This is a genomic window from Gordonia sp. (in: high G+C Gram-positive bacteria), assembly GCF_047602025.1.
GTDB lineage: Bacteria > Actinomycetota > Actinomycetes > Mycobacteriales > Mycobacteriaceae > Gordonia.
Genome location: NZ_JASGII010000001.1, coordinates 2,234,200 through 2,254,469, shown reverse-complemented (window position 1 = coordinate 2,254,469; position 20,270 = coordinate 2,234,200). Strand labels below are relative to the sequence as shown.

28 protein-coding genes and 1 pseudogene are annotated in these 20,270 nt (G+C 68.3%); 18 read left to right on the top strand and 11 right to left on the bottom strand.

From position 1 onward, the window contains the following. The first annotated feature begins 79 nt into the window (after window positions 1-79). Entirely contained in the window at window positions 80-1,003 is a 924-nt protein-coding gene (locus tag QM728_RS11340) for a TIGR03564 family F420-dependent LLM class oxidoreductase (RefSeq protein ID WP_415032114.1), read from the top strand. On the opposite strand, the pseudogene QM728_RS11335 reads toward QM728_RS11340, so the two are convergent. Continuing rightward, window positions 1,000-2,334 (bottom strand): annotated as a pseudogene (locus tag QM728_RS11335) (family 2A encapsulin nanocompartment cargo protein cysteine desulfurase); the annotation flags it as partial. The gene QM728_RS11340 and the pseudogene QM728_RS11335 overlap by 4 nt on opposite strands. Before the next feature lie 64 nt (window positions 2,335-2,398). After that, window positions 2,399-3,328 carry a family 2A encapsulin nanocompartment shell protein gene (locus QM728_RS11330; RefSeq protein ID WP_415032113.1) on the bottom strand — a complete coding sequence of 310 codons (930 nt, stop codon included), beginning with the start codon at window positions 3,326-3,328 and terminating at the stop codon, window positions 2,399-2,401. 261 nt (window positions 3,329-3,589) lie between these two features. On the opposite strand from QM728_RS11330, the gene QM728_RS11325 reads away from it, so the two are divergent. Beyond that, a complete protein-coding gene (locus tag QM728_RS11325) occupies window positions 3,590-4,582 on the top strand; it encodes a TQXA domain-containing protein (RefSeq protein WP_415032112.1) in 993 nt (330 codons plus the stop codon). 4 nt (window positions 4,583-4,586) lie between these two features. On the opposite strand, the gene QM728_RS11320 is transcribed toward QM728_RS11325, so the two are convergent. Genes QM728_RS11320 through QM728_RS11305 form a run of 4 tightly spaced genes read right to left on the bottom strand, consistent with a single transcriptional unit; the run spans window position 4,587 to window position 6,900 of the window. Next, window positions 4,587-5,108, bottom strand: a complete 522-nt coding sequence (locus tag QM728_RS11320; protein ID WP_415032111.1) for a DUF4334 domain-containing protein — start codon at window positions 5,106-5,108, stop codon at window positions 4,587-4,589. Between the two features lie 10 nt (window positions 5,109-5,118). Then, window positions 5,119-5,694: a hypothetical protein gene (locus QM728_RS11315; RefSeq protein WP_415032110.1), complete on the bottom strand. Its 576-nt coding sequence runs from the start codon at window positions 5,692-5,694 to the stop codon at window positions 5,119-5,121. Window position 5,695: 1 nt separating this feature from the next. Beyond that, the gene (locus tag QM728_RS11310) at window positions 5,696-5,935 is read right to left on the bottom strand and encodes a hypothetical protein (RefSeq protein WP_415032109.1); all 240 of its coding nucleotides are present in this window, start codon (window positions 5,933-5,935) and stop codon (window positions 5,696-5,698) included. Window positions 5,936-5,955: 20 nt separating this feature from the next. Next, on the bottom strand, window positions 5,956-6,900 hold the full coding sequence (locus QM728_RS11305) for an NAD(P)-dependent alcohol dehydrogenase (protein ID WP_415032108.1): 945 nt from the start codon (window positions 6,898-6,900) through the stop codon (window positions 5,956-5,958). 86 nt (window positions 6,901-6,986) lie between these two features. Between QM728_RS11305 and QM728_RS11300 the strand changes: the two genes are divergently transcribed. The 10 genes from QM728_RS11300 to map all read left to right on the top strand — a co-directional run bounded on the left by QM728_RS11300 (window position 6,987) and on the right by map (window position 13,488). Further along, a complete protein-coding gene (locus tag QM728_RS11300) occupies window positions 6,987-7,622 on the top strand; it encodes a TetR/AcrR family transcriptional regulator C-terminal domain-containing protein (protein WP_415032107.1) in 636 nt (211 codons plus the stop codon). A 303-nt stretch (window positions 7,623-7,925) separates the two neighbouring features. Beyond that, a complete protein-coding gene (rpsH, locus tag QM728_RS11295) occupies window positions 7,926-8,324 on the top strand; it encodes a 30S ribosomal protein S8 (protein ID WP_415032106.1) in 399 nt (132 codons plus the stop codon). A 9-nt stretch (window positions 8,325-8,333) separates the two neighbouring features. Further along, a complete protein-coding gene (gene rplF / locus QM728_RS11290) occupies window positions 8,334-8,870 on the top strand; it encodes a 50S ribosomal protein L6 (protein ID WP_415032105.1) in 537 nt (178 codons plus the stop codon). A gap of 3 nt (window positions 8,871-8,873) precedes the next feature. Then, window positions 8,874-9,272 carry a 50S ribosomal protein L18 gene (gene rplR, locus QM728_RS11285; protein WP_415032104.1) on the top strand — a complete coding sequence of 133 codons (399 nt, stop codon included), beginning with the start codon at window positions 8,874-8,876 and terminating at the stop codon, window positions 9,270-9,272. A 43-nt stretch (window positions 9,273-9,315) separates the two neighbouring features. Then, window positions 9,316-9,993 carry a 30S ribosomal protein S5 gene (gene rpsE, locus QM728_RS11280; protein ID WP_415032103.1) on the top strand — a complete coding sequence of 226 codons (678 nt, stop codon included), beginning with the start codon at window positions 9,316-9,318 and terminating at the stop codon, window positions 9,991-9,993. Window positions 9,994-9,995: 2 nt separating this feature from the next. Next, window positions 9,996-10,178: a 50S ribosomal protein L30 gene (rpmD, locus tag QM728_RS11275; protein WP_415032102.1), complete on the top strand. Its 183-nt coding sequence runs from the start codon at window positions 9,996-9,998 to the stop codon at window positions 10,176-10,178. A gap of 2 nt (window positions 10,179-10,180) precedes the next feature. Beyond that, a complete protein-coding gene (gene rplO, locus QM728_RS11270) occupies window positions 10,181-10,621 on the top strand; it encodes a 50S ribosomal protein L15 (RefSeq protein ID WP_415032101.1) in 441 nt (146 codons plus the stop codon). Window positions 10,622-10,774: 153 nt separating this feature from the next. Next, window positions 10,775-12,124: a preprotein translocase subunit SecY gene (secY, locus tag QM728_RS11265; RefSeq protein WP_415032100.1), complete on the top strand. Its 1,350-nt coding sequence runs from the start codon at window positions 10,775-10,777 to the stop codon at window positions 12,122-12,124. Further along, complete coding sequence (locus QM728_RS11260) at window positions 12,121-12,675, top strand: adenylate kinase (protein WP_415032099.1); 555 nt, start codon at window positions 12,121-12,123, stop codon at window positions 12,673-12,675. The genes secY and QM728_RS11260 overlap by 4 nt, the downstream gene beginning before the upstream one ends. A 15-nt stretch (window positions 12,676-12,690) precedes the next feature. Continuing rightward, window positions 12,691-13,488, top strand: coding sequence for a type I methionyl aminopeptidase (gene map, locus QM728_RS11255; protein WP_415032098.1), 798 nt, complete (start codon window positions 12,691-12,693; stop codon window positions 13,486-13,488). On the opposite strand, the gene dtd is transcribed toward map, so the two are convergent. The 5 genes from dtd to QM728_RS11230 form a co-directional block, all read right to left on the bottom strand. Then, window positions 13,485-13,934: a D-aminoacyl-tRNA deacylase gene (gene dtd / locus QM728_RS11250; protein WP_415032097.1), complete on the bottom strand. Its 450-nt coding sequence runs from the start codon at window positions 13,932-13,934 to the stop codon at window positions 13,485-13,487. The two genes, map and dtd, sit on opposite strands and share 4 nt — an antisense overlap. Before the next feature lie 21 nt (window positions 13,935-13,955). Beyond that, the gene (locus tag QM728_RS11245) at window positions 13,956-15,164 is read right to left on the bottom strand and encodes an alpha/beta hydrolase family protein (RefSeq protein WP_415032096.1); all 1,209 of its coding nucleotides are present in this window, start codon (window positions 15,162-15,164) and stop codon (window positions 13,956-13,958) included. A 1-nt stretch (window position 15,165) separates the two neighbouring features. Then, window positions 15,166-15,687, bottom strand: coding sequence for a hypothetical protein (locus QM728_RS11240; protein WP_415032095.1), 522 nt, complete (start codon window positions 15,685-15,687; stop codon window positions 15,166-15,168). 9 nt (window positions 15,688-15,696) lie between these two features. Next, complete coding sequence (locus tag QM728_RS11235) at window positions 15,697-16,284, bottom strand: SIMPL domain-containing protein (RefSeq protein WP_415032094.1); 588 nt, start codon at window positions 16,282-16,284, stop codon at window positions 15,697-15,699. 164 nt (window positions 16,285-16,448) lie between these two features. Next, a complete protein-coding gene (locus QM728_RS11230) occupies window positions 16,449-16,853 on the bottom strand; it encodes a phage holin family protein (RefSeq protein ID WP_415032093.1) in 405 nt (134 codons plus the stop codon). Between the two features lie 238 nt (window positions 16,854-17,091). On the opposite strand from QM728_RS11230, the gene infA reads away from it, so the two are divergent. The 6 genes from infA to QM728_RS11200 all read left to right on the top strand — a co-directional run bounded on the left by infA (window position 17,092) and on the right by QM728_RS11200 (window position 20,229). Beyond that, complete coding sequence (infA, locus tag QM728_RS11225; protein ID WP_188586733.1) at window positions 17,092-17,313, top strand: translation initiation factor IF-1; 222 nt, start codon at window positions 17,092-17,094, stop codon at window positions 17,311-17,313. A gap of 83 nt (window positions 17,314-17,396) precedes the next feature. Beyond that, complete coding sequence (rpmJ, locus tag QM728_RS11220) at window positions 17,397-17,510, top strand: 50S ribosomal protein L36 (protein WP_026917227.1); 114 nt, start codon at window positions 17,397-17,399, stop codon at window positions 17,508-17,510. A gap of 178 nt (window positions 17,511-17,688) precedes the next feature. Next, window positions 17,689-18,057 (top strand): 30S ribosomal protein S13, encoded by a 369-nt coding sequence (rpsM, locus tag QM728_RS11215; protein WP_415032092.1) that lies wholly within the window; start codon window positions 17,689-17,691, stop codon window positions 18,055-18,057. Further along, a complete protein-coding gene (gene rpsK, locus QM728_RS11210; RefSeq protein WP_007322015.1) occupies window positions 18,057-18,464 on the top strand; it encodes a 30S ribosomal protein S11 in 408 nt (135 codons plus the stop codon). The genes rpsM and rpsK overlap by 1 nt, the downstream gene beginning before the upstream one ends. Window positions 18,465-18,487: 23 nt before the next feature. Further along, window positions 18,488-19,093, top strand: coding sequence for a 30S ribosomal protein S4 (gene rpsD, locus QM728_RS11205; protein WP_415032091.1), 606 nt, complete (start codon window positions 18,488-18,490; stop codon window positions 19,091-19,093). An 86-nt stretch (window positions 19,094-19,179) separates the two neighbouring features. Continuing rightward, window positions 19,180-20,229 (top strand): DNA-directed RNA polymerase subunit alpha, encoded by a 1,050-nt coding sequence (locus QM728_RS11200; RefSeq protein WP_415032090.1) that lies wholly within the window; start codon window positions 19,180-19,182, stop codon window positions 20,227-20,229. Window positions 20,230-20,270: the final 41 nt, after the last annotated feature.

The following is a 20,270-nucleotide window of genomic DNA, read 5'->3' as shown; positions in this document are numbered from 1 at the left end:
GACCCCGCCTCCGATAGGAGGCGGGGTCGTCGTGCTTTTTGGCACTCGAGCACCGGCGCCGGTGGGCTACGTTGGAATCGTGGAGATCAGCATCATGCACACGGTCGACGGCCGGAAGACCGTGCACCTCGACGACTACATCGCGGCGCTGCGGACCTACGACGCCGAGGGCTTCCGTCGCGTGTGGTCGACGCAGATGCCGCGCGACCCCGACGCGCTGACCGTTCTCGCCCTCGCCGGGCGCGAGGTGCCGCGCATCGAATTCGCCACCGGCGTGCTGCCCATCCAGACCCAGCACCCGATGAATCTCGCGCAGCGGGCGCTCACCGTCAACGCCGTCACCGACGGCCGATTGACGCTCGGCGTCGGGCTGACCCACCGGGTCGTGACCGAGGGCATGTGGGGCATCCCGTACGACCGCGGCGTGCGGCGCATGTCGGAATACCTCGACGGCCTGCTGCCGCTTCTGAACGACAAGATGGTCGACGCCGCCGGCGAGTTCACGACGACCCGCGGCGACATGAGCCTGACCGAGGTCCCCGGACCGCCGGTCTACCTCGCCGCGCTGGGCCCGCAGATGTTGAAGCTCGCGGGCCGGCGCACCGCCGGCACCGTCACCTGGATGACCGGGCCCAAGACCCTGCGCGACCACATCGTGCCGAGCCTGCGTGCCGCCGCCGAGTCTGCCGGGCGCGCCGCCTCCGACGTGCGGACCGTGGCGTTCCTGCCCGTCGCCGTCACCGACGACCCCGAACCGTCGAAGGAGTCCGCGGCCAAGCAGTTCGCCGTCTACAACGGGCTGCCGTCGTACCGGGCGATGCTCGACCGCGAGGGCTATGACACTCCCGTCGACGCCGCCATCGTCGGCGACGAGGCGGCGGTCACCGCTCGGGTCGGCGAGCTGGTCGATGCCGGCGTCGACGAGTTCGTCGGCATCGTCTTCGACCGCGACGAGGCGGTGCGCAACCGCACGCGGGCGTTGCTGCGCGCGCTCGACGGCTAGACCCGCCCGCGCGCCAGCCGGTCGACGACGTCGATGAACACGTCGATCTCATCGGTCGTGTTGTAGAACGCGAAGGACGGCCGCACGGTCTGCTCGACGCCCATCCGCCGCAGGATCGGCTGCGCGCAGTGGTGTCCGGCGCGCACGGCGATGCCCTCGGCGTTGAGCGCCTTGCCGATCTCGAGCGGTTCGTGCCCGTCGAGGACGAAGCTCAGCACGCTGGCCTTGTGGTCGGCGGTACCGATGAGCCGCACACCGGGAATGGCCGCGAGCCGCGGCGTCGCGTAGTCGAGCAGCTGGTGTTCGTAGGCGGCGATCCGCTCGATGCCCAGATCGGCGACATAGCGCAGGGCGGTGCCGAGTCCGACGGCGTCGGCGATATTGCCGGTGCCGGCCTCGAACTTGTTCGGCGGCCCCTGGTACAGCGCGCGCTCGAGGGTGACGTCGGCGATCATGTTGCCGCCGCCCTGCCACGGCGGGGTGTCGGCGAGGGCATCCTCGGTGCCGTAGAGCACGCCGATGCCCGTTGGCCCGACGATCTTGTGGCCGGAGAAGACGAAGAAGTCGGCGCCGAGGTCGACGACGTCGATCGGCATGTGCGGGATCGATTGCGCGCCGTCGATGAGTACGCGCGCCCCGTAGCGGTGGCCGATCTCGACGATCTGCTTGGCCGGCGTGACCGTGCCGAGCGCGTTGGAGACCTGGGTGGCCGCGATGATCTTCGTGCGCGGGCCGACCAGGCGCTCGAGTTCGTCGAGCAGGAGGTTTCCGCGGTCGTCGACGGGGGCGACCCGGATGACCGCGCCGGTCTGCCGGCCGATCTGCTGCCACGGCACGATGTTCGCGTGGTGCTCGAGGTGGGTGATGACGATCTCGTCGCCCTCACCCAGGTGCTTGCCGCCCCACGACTGCGCGACGAGGTTGATCGCCTCGGTGGTGCCGCGCACAAAGATGATGTCCTCGACCCGCGGCGCGTTCAGGAAGTGCCGGGTGGTCTCGCGGGCGTCCTCGTACGCATCTGTCGCGCGGGCGGCCAACTCGTGCGCCGCCCGGTGGATGTTCGAGTTCTCGTGTTCATAAAAACGCGAGATCCGGTCGATCACCGCCCGCGGCTTCTGCGTCGTCGCGGCGTTGTCGAACCAGATCAGCGGTCGCCCGTTGACCTGCTCGGACAGGATCGGGAAGTCGCCGCGCACCGACGCCACGTCGAGCGCGCGGTCGCCGGTGGTGGTGACCGCCGGGAGCTCCGGCGCACTCGGCTCGACCGGCGGCTCGTCCGACGACGCGGCGGGGGTGTCGTCGACGAAGTAGAACGGGGCGGAGTCGTCGGCGGTGAAGTAGAACTCCGGGGTCGTCGTGAACGAGCCGAGCGCACCGCCGGGTGCGGCCGGCGCGTCAGGAGTAGTCATGGAAGTTGTCCACCGCGACGTCGTCGAGCACCGCGAGGGCGTCATCGGTCAGCGCGGCGAGCGAGGTGTACAGGCTCACCAGGTAGGACGCGACGCCGGCCCGGTCGATGCCGGAGAATCGCACCGACAACCCGGGCGTCTGCCCTTCGCCCTCGAGCTCGGGCTGGAACAGGCCGACGACGCCCTGCCGCTCGACGCCGGTGCGCACGAGGATGAACTTGGTCTTCGACTTGGTCACCGGCACCTTGTCCGACGGGATGATCGGGATGCCCCGCCACGTCAGGAACTGGGCACCGAACAGGCTGACCGTCGCCGGCGGCACACCCCGACGCGTCGCCTCGCGGCCGAACGCCGCGACGCCCAGCGGGTGCGTCAGGAAGAAGCCGGGCGACTTCCACACCTTGGTGATCAGGCCGTCCAGGTCGTCCGGGGTGGGCGGACCGGTCAGCGTCGCCACGCGCTGCTCGGGCACGGCCTGTGCCAGCAACCCGTACTCGGGGTTGTTGATCAGCGCCGACTCCTGGTGCTCCTTGATCGTCTCGATGGTCAGGCGAAGTTGCTCGGCGACCTGGTTGTGCGGGCTCGAATAGAGGTCGGAGACCCGGGTCTGGATGTCGAGCACGGTCGAGATCGGGCGGAGGGTGAACTCGCGCGGGTGCGTCTCGTAGTCGACGAACGTCTGCGGCAGATCGCCGTCGAGATCGGACTCGCCCTGCGCGACGTGCACCGACACCTCGTCGGGGTTGACCACGCGGTTGACGCGGTAGATCCCGGCCTCCACCGGAACCCACTGCAGCAGGTCCAACAGCCAGCGCGGCGTGATGGTGGGCAGCTGCGCATTGGTCTTCGTCGCATTGGCGAGCTGCCGTGCGGCGAGATCGCCAAGCGCCTGGGACTCGTTCTGCGGGTTGGTCATCAGACTCCTCCAGTCATAGGTGGCTCGACTGTAGGGCGGACCCGCGGCGCCGCCCCCATCCAAGCGGGGTTGGAGTCACGACGATCCGAACCCGCTCGGGCGCTGGGGTTCCGGGGCGTCGGCGCGATACGGTGACCGGCGTGAACCTTCCCCGTTCGATGCGAATGTGCGACGTCGCCGTCGCCCCCGGCCGCCGCTGTAGCTGACCGATCGGTCAGCTTGCGCTTCGCCACGCCATCGAAACTCTCCGGAAGATCCCCCATGCCTGACACCGCGTTTGCGGTCGCGCTCCACCGCGCCGCCCCCGTCCACTCCGTCGCCCCGCCGGCTCCCGCGGCACCCTTCGCGCGCCTGACCCGCTATCGGGGCGGCACCTACTCGACGAGCGTCGCCCGGATCCGCTTTGCCGACGGCACGGATGCGCGCACCGACCTGGTCCGGCTCAACCCGAACGTCGGCGCCTACTCACTCGACTTCGACGGGCGCGTGACCGACAGTCCGACCACGTATCGGCCGCACTCGTGGGATCAGGTGACCGGCGCCTACGCCGCCCGATTCCGTTCGTCGGCGATCACGGCGGTGCTGGCGCAGTCGTATCCGGTCGTCGGACTGGCCGAGCTCAGCGATCGGCTGCGCGCGGCGGGCTACCCGCTGGGCGCGGCGAACCTGCGCGAGCACCAGGCCATCGCGGCCACGCAGGCGGCATTGTGGCGACTGACCAACAACCTGGTCCTCGACACGATCCCGATCGATGCGCCGTTGACCGTGCGCGACGTCGACGACGCCGATGGCCGGCTCATCGAGGTCGAGTTCGCCAACCCCGTCGTGCTGGGCGGATTCGGCGTGACCGTCGCGTCGAGCATCGCCGGTGACGAGGTCGCGGCGCGATTGCTCAAGCCGACCGCGCACGGGTGGTCGACGGTGGCCGGTTCGACCTTCACCGCACGGGCCGCGAGCCGTCACGAGCGGACGCTGGGCGAGGCCGCGACGATCAGCGACAGCCGCCGGGGCTCCGCCGACGTCGGGTACGACCGCTACCGACTCGAAGTCACCGGAGCGGGCCGGATCGATCTCGCCGACCTCGCCTTCCGCGTCTCCGGCAGCGCGCGCTACGCCAACGAGGCGCCGATCGTCCACCTCTACGAGTACCTGCTGGACCGCGTCGACGTCGAACCCGAGGGGGTGCGGCCGTGGGTGCTCCTCGCCGACGAGCACCAGGCGGTCGGCTACACCCCGCTCATCACGGCGGGTTGACGCGTCAGTCCCGTTCGAGCAGGAAGTAGTAGGTCTGTTCCGAACCGCGCTGGTCCATCGCGCCGAGGACGGTGTTCTCGTCGAGGCGACGGAAGTGGTCGATCACCGGGATGTCGTCGTAGACCATCGCCGCGCTGGTGGCGCCGCGGAAGTCGAGGGTGCGGAGCCGGGCGCGCGGCTTGCGCGTGCGCAGGGCCCGGAAGGCCGACCGCCCGCCCGGCGGCATGACCCGCGGAAACGCCGCGCCCGCCCGGTTGAGTGTGCGCATCGGAATGAGCTTGGGGTTCACCGCGTAGAACTTGCCGGGCGTGCCGAACAGCAGCGGATGTACGTGGTCGGCGTCGATGAATTCCTTGCCGTACCAGCCCGACAGGGCCAGCAGACCATCCATCGGATGCCCGGTGGGCACCTCGGACCCGTGCCACCGGCCGATCATCTCGTCCACGGTCACCGGTGGCAGGGAATCGAAGAGTTCGTGGGCGGCGATGGAGCTGATGCCGGAGCGCAGGTCGGCGGTGGTGGTCATCGGGGGCCTTTCATCGCAGGTCGACGGCGGTGGTGGAGACGGTGAACCCGTGGTGGCTGGCGGTGTTGTCACAGGTGACGCCCTTGGCTTCGTCGATCGAGCACTGCAGCTCGCCGACGCGGAGCACCAGGCCGTAGGGCAGCACGCGGGTGTGCGGCCCCGGGTAGTAGCGCGGGTCGCCGATCGAGAGGAACCGCGCCATGCCCGGTCCCGACCCGACGACGACCGAATTGGGGCGGACCATGGTGTCCGGCGCACCCGACCCGGGGACAGTCGGGACGTCGGCGGGGAACGGGCCGTGGCAGCCCGCGTTCGCGGTGCCGTCGCCGGGCAGGATGCCGCATTTCCATTGTCCCGACGGGGACAGGAAGTAGAAGCCGCCGCGCTCGGCGTATGCCGACGGGTCGACGGCCCGGCCGGCCGTCGTGCCCGGGGTCGGCGTGGCGGCGGGTGTGTCGCGGTGCGGTTGCTCGGTGATCGTCGTGGTGACCGTCTGCGGGGCGGCCGGCTGAGTGCGGGTGCAGCCGACGAGGGAGAGGGCGACGGCGGCGGCGATTGCGACGACGGCGAGCGGGCGGGCGGGCACGTCAGCCCTCGACGGCGCGCGGTCGTCGGCCGCGCAGGAGGTAGAACAGCGGCAGCAGGCCGGCCGAGTTGACGATCCCGAGGCCGGTGGACCAGAGCGGCTTCGGTCCGTTCACCTCGGTCTTGTCGCGACTGCTCAGGTCGCGCAGCGCCCACGCGCGCAGCCCGGCATCGACGGCCGCGACGCCGACGATGATGCCCTTGGCGGTGGGGGACAGGTCGCTCCAGCGCTTCTTAGCCATGCCCCAACGCTACTCGGCGCTCAGCAGCGGATGACGATGTTCCCCACCTTGCGCCCGGAGTCGACGCGACGGTGGGCAGCGACGATGTCGTCGAGGTCGGTGACCCGGTCGAGGACGACGCGCAGCTTCCCGTCGGCGACCAGGCGCAGGAGTTCGTCGAAGTCCTCGGGGCGCTCGGGTGCGACGCCGGCCTTGACGTGTTTGCGGGGGATCACGTTGTCGCGCAGGGTCGCCACCGCGAGGACGGCGGTGCCGTCGTCGGTCAGCAACTCGGCCGCCGCCGCGCCGTCCAGATTGCCGACGGTTTCCAGGACGACGTCATAGCGCTTTGCCGTGTTGCGGATATCGGTGGTGGTGTAGTCGACGACCTCGTCGGCGCCGAGGTCGCGAACCAGTTCCGCGTTGGCGCCGCTGGTCACGCCCGTGACCGTCGCGCCGAGGTTCTTGGCGAGCTGCACCGCGATGGTGCCGATCGCGCCCGACGCGCCGTTGACGAGGACCGTCGAGCCCGATCCGGTGCCCGCGGCGCGCAGAAAGCTCAGCGCCGCGGCGCCGCCGAACAGGAGACCGGCGGCATCCTCGTGGCTCACCGCCGCCGGTTTGCGGGCGAGTTTCTTCGCCGGCACCGCGACGTACTCGGCGTGGGTGCCCATGGCGATGCCGGTCATCCCGCACACCTCGTCGCCGACGGCAAACCCGTCGACCTTGCCGCCCACCTCGGTGACGACGCCGGAGAAGACGCCGCCCAGCACCGGCTTGCGCGGCCCGCGCAGACCGAACGCGAGACGGGACGGGATCGCGAAGCCGTCGGGGAAGTTGGCCCCGCGGATCCGTGCGTCGCCCGAGGTGACGGCGGCGGCGCTCACCCGGACGACGACCTGCTGCGAGGTCGGTGTCGGGATCGGCCGATCCAGGATCGAGACGACCTCGGGCGGCCCGTAGGCCGATACGACTGCGGCACGCATTGCGTTCTCCTTACGCCTGTAAGTCTGTGGTTGGAATGTTAACCTTACATCCGTAAGACCGCAACTGTCCGGTGGAGGAGTGATCTGTGACCCGTGCTCGCTTGACCCGGGGAAAGATCGTCGACGCCGCCGTCGCGGTCGCCGACGCGGGCGGCCTGGCCCAGGTCAGCATGCGCAACGTCGGACGAGAGCTCGGCGTCGAGGCGATGTCGCTCTACCACCACGTCAAAGACAAGAGTGCGCTGCTCGACGCCATGGTCGACTGGATCTTCACCCGCGTCGAGCTGCCCGCCCCCGACGACGGGTGGCGCGAGGGGATGGTGCGCCGCGCCGACTCGGCGCGCGTGGTGCTCGCCGCCCACCCCTGGGCGCTGGGCCTCATCGAGTCCCGGCGCACCCCCGGCCCGGCGCTGCTGCGCCACCACGACGCGGTGCTCGGCTGTCTGCGCCGCAACGGATTCTCCGTCGAACTGGCCTCCCACGCCTTCTCGGCCATCGACTCCTATGTCTACGGCTTCGTGCTGACCGAGCTGAACCTCCCGTTCGGCGAGAGCGCCGACGACTTCGTCGAGGAGTTCACCGACGCGCTCCCCATGGACGACTATCCGCATCTGGGGGAATTGGGGGCCGCGATCATGGCCGGCGGCTACCAGTACGGCGACGAGTACCGGTACGGCCTTGACCTCGTCCTGGACTCGCTCGCCGACCGGCTGACGAACTGATCCCGCACGGTTTCGGCATAGCCGCATCGATCCATGCGGAATCGGCGAAACGGGGCGGGGCGATCTCGACGACCCGATTTGGGTCTGGGCTGGTGATTCCCTACACTGAAACGGTTGCCCGGGGTGAACTGTGCTCCCGGGAGCCACAACTTCATACCCCGCTCGTGCCGGCGAAAAGCCAACGGCACCAGCAGGGAAGAACCTAAGCACAACTCCACTTCGTGGAAGGCCCACCGGTCTGAGCTGGATTTCCAGCGCTGACCGCTGCATGGGAACCGCTACGAGAAAGGTTGACGGTCACCCATGACCATGACTGACCCCATCGCAGACTTCTTGACGCGTCTGCGCAACGCCAACTCGGCGTACCACGACGAGGTGACCCTCCCGTCGTCGAAGATCAAGGCCAACATCGCCGAGATCCTCAAGAAAGAGGGCTACATCACCGACTACCGCGTCGAGGACGCCGAGGTCGGCAAGAAGCTCGTCGTGAACCTCAAGTACGGCCCGAGCCGGGAGCGCAGCATCGCTGGCCTCCGTCGCGTCTCGAAGCCGGGCCTGCGGGTGTACGCGAAGTCCAACAACCTGCCCAAGGTGCTGGGTGGCCTCGGCGTGGCGATCATCTCCACGTCGTCCGGCCTGCTCACCGACCGCCAGGCAGCCAACCAGGGCGTGGGCGGCGAAGTCCTCGCTTACGTCTGGTAGGGGGCGACCATGTCACGTATCGGTAAGAGCCCCATCGCCATCCCGGCCGGCGTCGACGTCACCATCGACGGTCAGAACGTCAAGGTCAAGGGACCCAAGGGCGAGCTGGAGGTCACGATCTCCGAGCCCATCAAGGCTGAGGTGGAAGACGGCCAGATCGTCGTCACCCGCCCCAACGACGAGCGCCGCAACCGTGCCCTGCACGGCCTGTCGCGCAGCCTGATCAACAACCTGGTCGTCGGCGTCACCGAGGGCTACACGCGCACGCTGGAGATCTTCGGCGTCGGTTACCGCGTGCAGGCCAAGGGCCGCGACCTCGAGTTCGCGCTCGGCTACAGCCACCCGGTGCCCATCGAGGCGCCCGAGGGCATCACCTTCGCGGTGGAGTCGCCGACGAAGTTCTCGGTGTCGGGCATTGACAAGCAGAAGGTCGGCCAGATCTCGGCGAACATCCGCCGCCTGCGGCGCCCGGACCCGTACAAGGGCAAGGGCATCCGCTTCGAGGGCGAGCAGGTCCGTCGCAAGGTCGGAAAGACGGGTAAGTAAGCCATGAGTGATACAGCAACCAAGCGCAAGCCGGTCGGCACCGACGCCTCGACGCGTCGTCGCAAGGCCACCAACCGCCGCCACTTCCGCCTCCGCAAGAAGGTCGCCGGCACCCCCGAGCGTCCGCGGCTGGTGGTCAAGCGCAGCAGCCGCCACGTGCACGTGCAGCTCATCGACGACCTGGCCGGCAACACGCTGGCCGCCGCGTCGTCGATCGAGGCCGACGTGCGTTCGGCCGGCGGCGACAAGAAGGCCCAGGCGGCGAAGGTCGGCGAGCTGATCGCCGGTCGCGCCAAGAAGGCCGGCGTCGAGACCGTCGTCTTCGACCACGGTGGCCACGGCTACCACGGTCGGATCGCGGCACTCGCCGACGCCGCCCGCGAGGGAGGCCTGAAGTTCTGATGACCACCTACACCATTTGCCTGAACAACGGAGGGACCCTCTGATGCCCGGACGTCAGCGTGACGGCGGGAACGGTCCCGCCGCCAACAACAGCAACAACAGCAACGAGCGCGGCGGCGACCGTCGCGGAGGCCGCGGCGACCGTCGCGACAACCGTGGCGGAGGTCGCGACCGCGAGGAGCGCAACCACCTCGAGCGCGTCGTCACCATCAACCGCGTCTCCAAGGTCGTCAAGGGCGGCCGCCGGTTCAGCTTCACCGCCCTCGTGGTGGTCGGCGACGGCCAGGGCATGGTCGGTGTCGGTTACGGCAAGGCCAAGGAAGTCCCGGCCGCGATCCAGAAGGGCGTCGAAGAGGCTCGCAAGAACTTCTTCCGCGTTCCGATGATCGGCGGGACGATCACCCACCCGGTGCAGGGCGAGGCCGCGGCCGGCGTCGTGCTCCTCCGCCCGGCCAGCCCGGGTACCGGTGTGATCGCCGGTGGCGCGGTTCGCGCCGTGCTCGAGTGCGCCGGTGTGTCCGACGTGCTGGCCAAGAGCCTCGGCTCGGACAACGCCATCAACGTCGTGCACGCCACCGTGGCGGCCCTGAAGCTGCTGCAGCGCCCCGAAGAGGTCGCCGCCCGCCGCGGGCTGCCCGTCGAGGACGTGGCTCCGGCCGGCATGCTGCGCGCCCGCGCCGCTGCTGCCGCCGCCGCGTCGGCCAGTGCGAAGGAGGCCTGATCATGGCCAAGCAGCTGAAGATCACCCAGATCAAGAGCACCATCGGCACCAAGAGCAACCAGCGTGACAGCCTGCGCACCCTTGGCCTCAAGGGCATCCGCAAGACCGTCACCCGCGAGGACAACCCGCAGACGCGGGGCCTGATCAACGTGGTCCGGCACCTCGTGACCGTCGAAGAGGTTTAGACATGACCATCAAACTCCACCACCTTCGGCCCGCACCGGGCTCGAAGCCGGCCAAGACCCGCGTGGGTCGCGGTGAGGGCTCGAAGGGCAAGACCGCCGGTCGCGGCACGAAGGGCACCAAGGCCCGTAAGAACGTGCCCGCCGGCTTCGAGGGCGGCCAGATGCCGATCCACATGCGGCTGCCGAAGCTCAAGGGCTTCACCAACCGCAACCGGGTCGAGTACCAGGTCGTCAACGTCGGCGATCTCGCCGAGCTGTTCCCCAAGGGCGGCAAGGTCGGCGTCGAGGAACTCGTCGCCAAGGGCGCGGTGCGCAAGAACCAGTTGGTCAAGGTCCTCGGCAACGGCGACCTGTCGGTGAAGCTCGACATCACCGCCAACAAGTTCTCGGCCGTGGCCAAGGAGAAGATCGCTGCCGCCGGCGGCAGCACCACCGAACTCTGACGCACCCGTCGGCGCGGTGCACCGCACCGCGCCGACGGCTGCCGAGCAGCCACAACTGTTAGAGTTTGCAGCGTTGCGCCCGACAACTACCGTCGACGCTGATCCGCGTTTACCGCCGGGCTGACCGGACTGGTCGCCCACTAGGAGGAATCCGTGCCATCCCCCCTCGTCGAGACGTTCCGCACGCCGGAACTGAGGAAGAAGATCGTCTTCGTCCTCTTCATCCTCGTGCTGTACCGGGCCGGTGCGACCATGCCCTCGCCGGGCATCCGGTTCCAGGTGCTCGAGCAGTGCCTCAAGCCCGCCGATGACAAGACGAGCACCGGCGCCGAGCAGGTCTACTCGCTGATCAACATGTTCTCGGGCGGCGCGCTGTTGCAGCTGTCGATCTTCGCGATCGGCATCATGCCGTACATCACCGCGAGCATCATCGTGCAGCTGCTCACCGTGGTCATCCCGCGCTTCGAGGAGCTCCGCAAGGAGGGGCAGGCCGGCCAGGCCAAGATGACGCAGTACACCCGCTACCTGACGGTGGCGCTGGCATTGCTGCAGGCCACCGGCATCGTGGCCATGGCCTCGAGCGGCGCGCTGCTCCAGGGCACCGGCAAGGCCAACTGCACCGGCAAAGACATCCTGATCAACCAGAACATCGGTTCGCTCGCCCTGATCGTCATCGTGATGGTCGCCGGCGCGATGCTCGTCATGTGGTTCGGCGAACTCATCACCGAGCGCGGTATCGGCAACGGCATGTCGCTGCTGATCTCGGCCGGCATCGTGGCCCGCATTCCGCACGAGGGCGTTCAGATCTTCAAGAGCCGCGGCGTGTTCACCGGTTGCATGGTCATCGTCGCCGGATTGATCATCGTCGCCGGCGTGGTCTTCATCGAGATGGGCCAGCGGCGCATCCCGGTCCAGTACGCCAAGCGCATGGTCGGCCGGAAGATGTACGGCGGATCGTCGACGTATCTGCCGCTGAAGGTCAACCAGGCCGGTGTTATCCCGGTCATCTTCGCCTCGTCGCTGCTGTACCTGCCGATGCTGATCACCAACCTGATCCCGCAGGGGGACGGCGGCGCGGAGGGGTGGCGCACCTGGGTCACCAAGCACCTGATCAGTTCGAGCGACCCGGTGCACATCATCAGCTACTTCCTGCTGATCATCTTCTTCACGTACTTCTACGTCGCGGTCACCTTCAACCCGCAGGAGCGCGCCGACGACATGAAGAAGTACGGCGGCTTCATCCCGGGCATCCGTCCCGGCCAGCCGACGGCCGACTACCTCGGTTACGTGCTGTCGCGCATCACGCTGCCCGGTTCGATCTACCTCGGTGTGATCGCGATTCTGCCGAACCTCTTCCTGGAGGCGGGCTCCGGCGGAGCCAGCGCCCAGAACCTGCCGTTCGGCGGTACCGCGTTGCTGATCATGGTCGTGGTCGCCCTTGACACCGTCAAGCAGATCAACAGCCAGCTGATGCAGCGCAAGTACGAAGGGTTCCTCAATTGAAACTCGTGATTCTGGGCCCGCCCGGGGCCGGCAAGGGCACTCAGGCTGAACTGCTGTCGGAGTCGCTGGGTGTTCCGCACATCTCGACCGGCGACCTGTTCCGCGCGAACATCTCGCAGGGCACCGCGATCGGCGTGGAAGCCAAGCGCTACCTCGACGCCGGCGACCTGGTCCCGTCCGAGGTGACCGTTGACATGGTCCGCGCCCGCATCGCCGAGCCGGACGCCGCCCGCGGCTTCATCCTGGACGGCTTCCCGCGCTCCATCGAGCAGGCCGAGGCCCTCAAGGAGATGGGCGTCGCGCTCGACGCCGTGCTGTCCTTCACCGTCGACGCCGACGTCGTGGTTGAGCGCATGCTCGCCCGCGGTCGTGCTGACGACAGCGAGGAAGTCATCCGCAACCGCCTCTCGGTCTACGCGACCGAGACCGCGCCGCTGTTGGACTACTACGGCTCCGAGGTCACCGCGATCGACGCCGTCGGCGAGGTGGACGAGGTGCACCGCCGCGTGCTGGCCGCGCTCGGCGTCGACGACAAGTCCGACTCCGCGTAGCAGCGGCGTCGCGAAATGGGTTTCTTCGGTCGGCGGGGCGTCGTCCCGTTCCGGTCCGCCGGCGAACTCGACGCCATGGCCGCCGCCGGTGAGGTCGTCGGCCGTGCCCTCGTCGCGTGCCGCGAGGCGTCGAAGCCCGGTGTCTCCACCCTCGAGCTCGACGAGATCGCCGAATCGGTGATCCGCGACGCCGGTGCCGTCCCGTCCTTCAAGGGCTACCACGGCTTCCCCGGATCGATCTGCAGCTCGGTCAACGACGTCGTCGTGCACGGCATCCCCAGCGCGGACGTCGTGCTGTCCGACGGCGACCTGGTGTCGATCGACTGCGGCGCCATCCTCGACGACTGGCACGGCGACTCCGCGTGGACCTACGGCGTCGGAACGCTGGCCGCCGCCGACTCAGAGCTCAGCGAGGCCACGCGGCTGTCCCTCGACGCCGGCATCGCCGCGATGGTGGAGGGTGCGCGGCTGACCGACGTCTCCCACGCCATCGAGCAGGGCACGCTGGCCGCGAGCAAGAAGTTCGGCCGCCACTTCGGCATCGTCGCCGGCTACGGCGGCCACGGAATCGGGCGCGAGATGCACATGGATCCCTTCCTCGCCAACGAGGGCGAGCCGGGCCACGGTCCGCGGCTGGTCGTCGGATCCACCCTGGCAATCGAACCGATGCTCACCCTCGGCACCGAGGAGACCAGCGTCCTCGACGACGACTGGACGGTCGTGACCGATGACGGCAGTCGCGCCGCGCACTGGGAGCACACCGTCGCCGTCACCGCCGACGGCCCGCGGATCCTCACCCGGCGGCCGGACTAAAGCTCCAGCAGGATCGTCACCGGCCCGTCATTCACCGTGTCCAGGTGCATGTGTGCGCCGAAGCGGCCGGTGGCGACCGTCGCCCCGAGTCGGCGCAACGCGGCCACCACTGCTTCGACCAGCGGCTCGGCGACGTCGCCGGGCGCGGCGGCGCTCCACGACGGCCGCCGTCCCTTGTCGGTGTTGGCGTACAGCGTGAACTGGCTGACGACCAGGATCGGCGCATCGAGGTCGGCGGCGCCGACCTGACCGCCCTCGGGCCCGTCGAGGATGCGCAGTCGCCAGATCTTGTCGGCCAGCGCGCGGGCCTGTTGCTCGGTGTCCTCGTGGGTGACGCCGACGAGTACGGACAACCCCTGCCGACCACCCGAGAGGTCGAGTTCGCCCACGACCTCGTCGTCGACGCTCACCTGCGCCCGACTCACCCGCTGCACCACCGCCCGCATACGGGCAAGCCTGCCAGACGGTCAGCCCAGCGTGGTGTCCAACCAGTCGAGTACGCGCTCGTTGAGCAGCGGGCGATTGAGCATCTCGCAGTGCATGCCCGCGCCCTCGGCGGCGGTGAACCGCACCCGGGTCACCCGGTCGCCGAGCTCGGCGGTGAACCGGTCGGCCCCCTGCGACAGGAAGTCGTTCTCCGCCGACGTCACCAACACCGGGCAGGAGATGTGCCGGCCGACGTCGTCGAGCGTGTAGCGCAGGGTGGCGGCGAGGAAGTCGGCGAGGTTGTCGACCCCGTTCACCCAGAATCCGCGCTGGACGATCATCCAGCGCAGTCGCGGGTCGGCGGTGATGACGCCCATCATTTTCGCGATGGTCGCGGCGTCGATCGTCTTCGGATGGGTCGCGGCATCGGCGGAGACGCCGAGCGCGGTGGCCATCGTCGTCATCGCCGCGCCCACGTCCCACTGACCGGGGTCGGCGACGACGGCGGCCAAGCGGTGCTCTCCGGACGCTCCGCGCGGCGCCAGGTAGCCGCCGAGACTCCAGCCGCTGAGCACGATGCGGCCGGCGTCGACGATGTCCTGGCGCAGCGCCCAGTCGACGACCTGGGTGATGACGTGCTCCCAGTCCGGGCGCATCGGCATGCCGTGGTGATAGAGCATCTCGCCCTGGCCGGGGCCGTCGAACAGCAGGCAGTGGTAGCCGCGGCGCGACGCCGCGACCGCGGACGCGAAGTACATGTCGGTGATTGTGGCGTCGTAGCCGTTGGTGAAGATGATCAACGGCCGTCGGCCGCCGCCGGCGTTCGCGGCGGGGATGAGGTAACCGGGCAGCGTGGTGTCGTCGTAGGGGATCCGCGTCGGTCCGGACGGCTCCGGTCCGAGCGACAGGCCGCTGTTCAGTTCGACGACCTGCTTGTCGAAGGCGTCGATCAGCCGCGGGTCGACCGGAGAGCCGTACAGCGGGTGGTAGGCGGCGGCGTAGTAGGACGACGCGCGCAGGTGCAGTTCGCGGGCGGCGGCGAAGTGGCCGGCGGCCTCGGCCGCGGCGGCGTCGTGGGCCAGCCGGTCGGCGGCGGTGGTGAAGGCGTCGTAGAAGGCGTCGGCGCCCCCGTCGCCCACGGTGGCCGCGATCGCCCGGAGTTCGTCGACGTCGCCGCCGCCATAGGGCGCATAGCCCAGCGGCCACTGGCCGAATTCGTCGAGCAAGGGATCGGTGAAGATGGCGGCCACGTCAGCGTCGGATCTCGACGAGCGCGATCCAGGCGAAGCCGACGCCGCCGATGATCGAGGTGATCGCGCCGGCCGCAACCCAGTTCAGGCCGTTGGTGTTGCCCGTGGCCAGGAAGCCGCCGCCGAGGGTGAACAGCACCGGCGAGGTCAACGAGAGCAGTGCCTTGACCGGGAGCTGGCGGCGCGGCGGGGCCGGCGGCAGACCGGCGTCGGGATCGGGGTCGCCGGCGCGATAAATCGCCACGGTCGCGACGACGCCCAACAGCACGGCGATCAGGCCGCCGATCAGCACCTCGACGCCCAACAGGAACAGCGACTGGTCGGGGATGAGGGGCAGGCACGCCGCGGTCACGGTGAGCGTCAGCGCACCGATGGCCGCACCGGCGCGAGCGGGGATTGCCGGGGCGGCCAGGATGTCGTCGAGGTTGACCGACATCGCGACGATGATGAGGCCCGCCAGGGCGGCGCTGGCACCGGCGACGGCGACGTTGAAGTCGGCCCACGGGGCGAGCGTCGGATGCACGGCGGGGTTCTAGGTGAGGGCGAACTTCACGGTGACCGTGTACGTCAGCGTCTGCTCGCCGGGCGAGATCGGCATCGGCGCGGCGGCCATGTCCCGGGATTCGCGGTAGGCCGGCGCGGGGGAGTCCGTCGCGTTGGACTCGGTGATCGTCAACGCCTTGCCGAGCTTGTCGCCGGCGAGGCGGGCGTACTGGTCGGCGCGCGCACGGGCGTCGCCGAACGCTGCCTCGCGTGCATTGCGCAGCAGCGCGGAGTTGTCGTCGATGGCGAAACTGACGCCGGAGAGCCGGGTGTTGTTGCCGCCGGCCGTCACCGCGTCGCCGAGGAGCTTGGAGGCCTTGGTCAGGTCGCGCAGCTTGATGGCGACGGTGTTGTTGGCCTCGTAGCCGCTGATCGACGGGGTTCCGCCATCGCGGCCGGGCGTCGCGTAGCGGGGGTTGATGGAGACCTGCTGGGTCTGCACATCCTTCTTGTCGACGCCGCCCGCGGCGAGCGCGTCGGTGATCTTGGTGATCTTCTCCGAGGTCTGGTTGATCGCGGAGCTGACGTCGTCGGCCTGGGCCTCGACGCCGATGGTCGCCGAGAGGGTGTCGGGCACCCCGGTCACCTTGCCGGTCCCGACGACGGTGACCGAGCGGGCCTGCTCGGTGTTGCCCGAGTTCGACGAGCAACCGGCGAGGGTGCCCGCCGCGACGGGGCCGTGACCATCACGGCCGCCGCGCGACGAGACATGTGCACTATGTGCCTAGACCTTTGTCCGGCCTAGACCTTGTCGACGAGACGGTCCGCGACCTCGCCGACGAGCCAGCCGATGATCGACACGACGATGGCGGCCCAGATGGCCGACCACCAGAACTTGTCGACCACGAGGCCCCAGTGGGTCACGTGCTTAGTGAACTCCGAGACCAGCCAGAGCATGAAGGCGTTGACGATGACGCTGAACAGGCCCAGCGTCAGGATGTAGAACGGGATCGACAGCGTCTTGACGATCGGCTTGATGAACGAGTTCACCAGGCCGAACACGACGGCCACGGCGCCGACGATGAGCACGTGCTGCCACGAGTGGGTGTACTTGTCCCACTCGAAGTGCATGCTGTCCTTGACGAGCAGGGTTGCGATCCAGAGGACAAGTCCGGTAACGGCGGTACGCCACATAAATGAAATCATGATCATGATCTTGCCAGACGGTTCCGATCGTGGTGCGGGGAATCCCCGGTACCGGTTGCTGTTGGGGTCAGATCGCGAATTGGATCGGCGGGTGCCGATCGCGTAACATGGATCGTCGGTGCGCACGTCGCGCTCGTTTTCGCATGCGATCACGGGTCAGGCGTGCACCGACCGGAAACACTGCTGGTGACAGCAATTCGAGGACTACCAGGCCCATGGGCCGGGAATCGCGGAGGACATGGCGAAGAAAGACGGTGCCATCGAGGTAGAGGGTCGCGTTGTCGAACCCCTGCCCAATGCGATGTTTCGCATTGAGCTGGAGAACGGCCACAAGGTTCTCGCCCACATCAGCGGGAAGATGCGGCAGCACTACATCCGCATCCTGCCCGAGGATCGCGTCGTCGTCGAACTGTCGCCCTACGACCTCAACCGCGGTCGAATCGTTTACCGGTACAAGTAGGACTTCCCGGCTCTGCCGGGGGAACAGCAGCGAGTGGCGCGGGGTTCCGCGCCGCCCGTGACAAGAAAACAGGAGAAGCTGACGTGAAGGTCAAGCCGAGCGTCAAGCCGATCTGTGAGAAGTGCAAGGTGATCCGTCGTAACGGTCGGGTCATGGTGATCTGCGAAAACCTGCGCCACAAGCAGCGCCAGGGCTAGAGCAGCGCCCTTCCACCGGTCGTCTTGGCCGAAACAGACAACTGAATATCGATTGACGAACTTCCAGCACCAGCGGAGACAGACGAGTTTCCGCCCACCCCCGGTTCAGAGGCCGGGGCCCGACAGTGAGCGGGGCGGACTGGGGGAAGACCTCTGAGAATGAGAAGGAATTGAACACATGGCACGTGTTGCCGGTGTGGATCTCCCCCGCGAAAAGCGGCTGGAGATCGCACTTACGTACATCTACGGGGTGGGTCGTACCACCTCGAAGGAGATCATTGCCGCCACCGGCCTCTCGCCGGATCTGCGCGCCAAGGATCTGACCGACGCCGATGTCTCCAAGCTCCGCGAGTACATCGAGGCGTCCGTGAAGGTCGAGGGCGACCTGCGCCGCGAGGTGCAGGCCGACATCCGTCGCAAGATCGAGATCGGCTGCTACCAGGGTCTGCGCCACCGTCGCGGCCTGCCGGTCCGCGGTCAGCGCACCAAGACCAACGCCCGCACTCGCAAGGGCCCGAAGAAGACCATCGCCGGGAAGAAGAAGTAATGCCTCCGAAGTCACGTAGCGCTGGCCCCAAGAAGGGCACCCGCCGTCGCGATAAGAAGAACGTCCCGCACGGCCACGCGCACATCAAGTCGACGTTCAACAACACGATCGTTTCGATCTGCGACCCCAATGGCAACGTCATCAGCTGGGCGTCGTCGGGTCACGTGGGCTTCAAGGGCTCGCGCAAGAGCACCCCGTTCGCCGCGCAGCTCGCTGCCGAGAACGCTGCCCGCAAGGCCCAGGAGCACGGCGTCAAGAAGGTCGACGTGTTCGTCAAGGGGCCGGGCTCGGGGCGCGAGACCGCGATTCGCTCGCTCCAGGCCGCCGGCCTCGAAGTCGGCACGATCTCCGATGTCACCCCGCAGCCGCACAACGGTTGCCGTCCGCCCAAGCGGCGCCGGGTCTAGCGGGAAGGTAAGGACTAGAAACAATGGCTCGTTATACCGGACCCGCAACCAAGAAGTCGCGTCGTTTGCGCGTCGACCTCGTCGGTGAAGACAAGGCGTTTGAGCGCCGTCCCTACCCGCCCGGCCAGCACGGCCGCGCGCGGATCAAGGAGACCGAGTACCTGCTCCAGCTGCAGGAGAAGCAGAAGGCCCGCTTCACCTACGGCGTGATGGAGAAGCAGTTCCGCCGCTACTACGAGGAGGCGAACCGTCGCACCGGCAAGACCGGCGACGAGTTGCTGAAGATCCTCGAGACCCGGCTGGACAACGTGGTTTACCGCGCCGGACTGGCACGCACGCGTCGCCAGGCCCGTCAGATGGTCAGCCACGGACACTTCACCGTCAACGGCGTGAAGGTCGACGTCCCCAGCTACCGCGTCAGCCAGTACGACATCATCGATGTCCGGCCGAAGTCGCTGAGCACCGTTCCGTTCCAGATCGCCAAGGAGATCCAGGGCGAGCGTCCGGTGCCGGCATGGCTTCAGGTCGTGCCGTCGACGCTGCGCATCCTCGTGCACAACGTGCCCGAGCGCGCGCAGATCGAGGTGCCGCTGACCGAGCAGCTCATCGTCGAGTACTACTCGAAGTAACCCACGCCCCACCGCCGTCCGGCACCAGCCGTTCGGTCCACTTCTAGGCCGTCATATAGCGGTCGGCCACAAGGAGAGAAACAACAATGCTGATTTCCCAGCGACCCGCACTGTCCGAAGAGGTCATCGCCGAGAACCGGTCGAAGTTCGTCATCGAACCGCTCGAGCCCGGCTTCGGCTACACCCTCGGCAACTCGCTGCGCCGCACCCTGCTGTCGTCCATTCCGGGCGCGGCGGTCACCAGCGTGCGCATCGACGGCGTCCTGCACGAGTTCACCACCGTGTCCGGGGTCAAGGAAGATGTCACCGAGATCATCCTGAACCTCAAGGGCCTGGTCGTGTCCTCCGAAGAGGACGAGCCGGTCACCATGTACGTCCGCAAGCAGGGCCCCGGTGACGTCACCGGCGCCGACATCGTGCCCCCGGCCGGTGTCACGGTGCACAACCCGGACCTGCACATCGCGACCCTCAACGACAAGGGCAAGCTCGAGATCGAGCTCGTCGTCGAGCGGGGCCGCGGTTACGTGCCGGCCGTGCAGAACAAGGCCACCGGTGCCGAGATCGGCCGCATCCCGGTCGACTCGATCTACTCGCCGGTCCTGAAGGTGACCTACAAGGTCGAGGCCACGCGTGTCGAGCAGCGCACCGACTTCGACCGTCTGGTGCTCGACGTCGAGACCAAGAACTCGATCTCGCCGCGCGACGCCCTGGCGTCGGCCGGCAAGACCCTGGTCGAGCTCTTCGGCCTGGCCCGCGAGCTCAACGTCGAGGCCGAGGGCATCGAGATCGGCCCGTCGCCGATCGAGGCCGACCACATGGCGTCGTTCAACCTGCCGATCGAGGACCTGGAGCTGACCGTGCGCAGCTACAACTGCCTCAAGCGCGAGGGTGTGCACACCGTCGGCGAGCTGGTTGCCCGCACCGAGTCGGACCTGCTGGACATCCGCAACTTCGGCCAGAAGTCGATCGACGAGGTCAAGGTGAAGCTGCACGCCATGGGCCTGTCCCTCAAGGACAGCCCGGCCAGCTTCGACCCGTCGCAGGTTGCGGGCTACGACCCGGCCACCGGCACGTGGTCCGATGATTCGGGCCTCGACGACGCCGGCGAGGATTTCGCTGAGACCGAGCAGCTGTAAGCAGCTCAACCAAACCCTGACCCACTCGTGAGAGTCGGTCA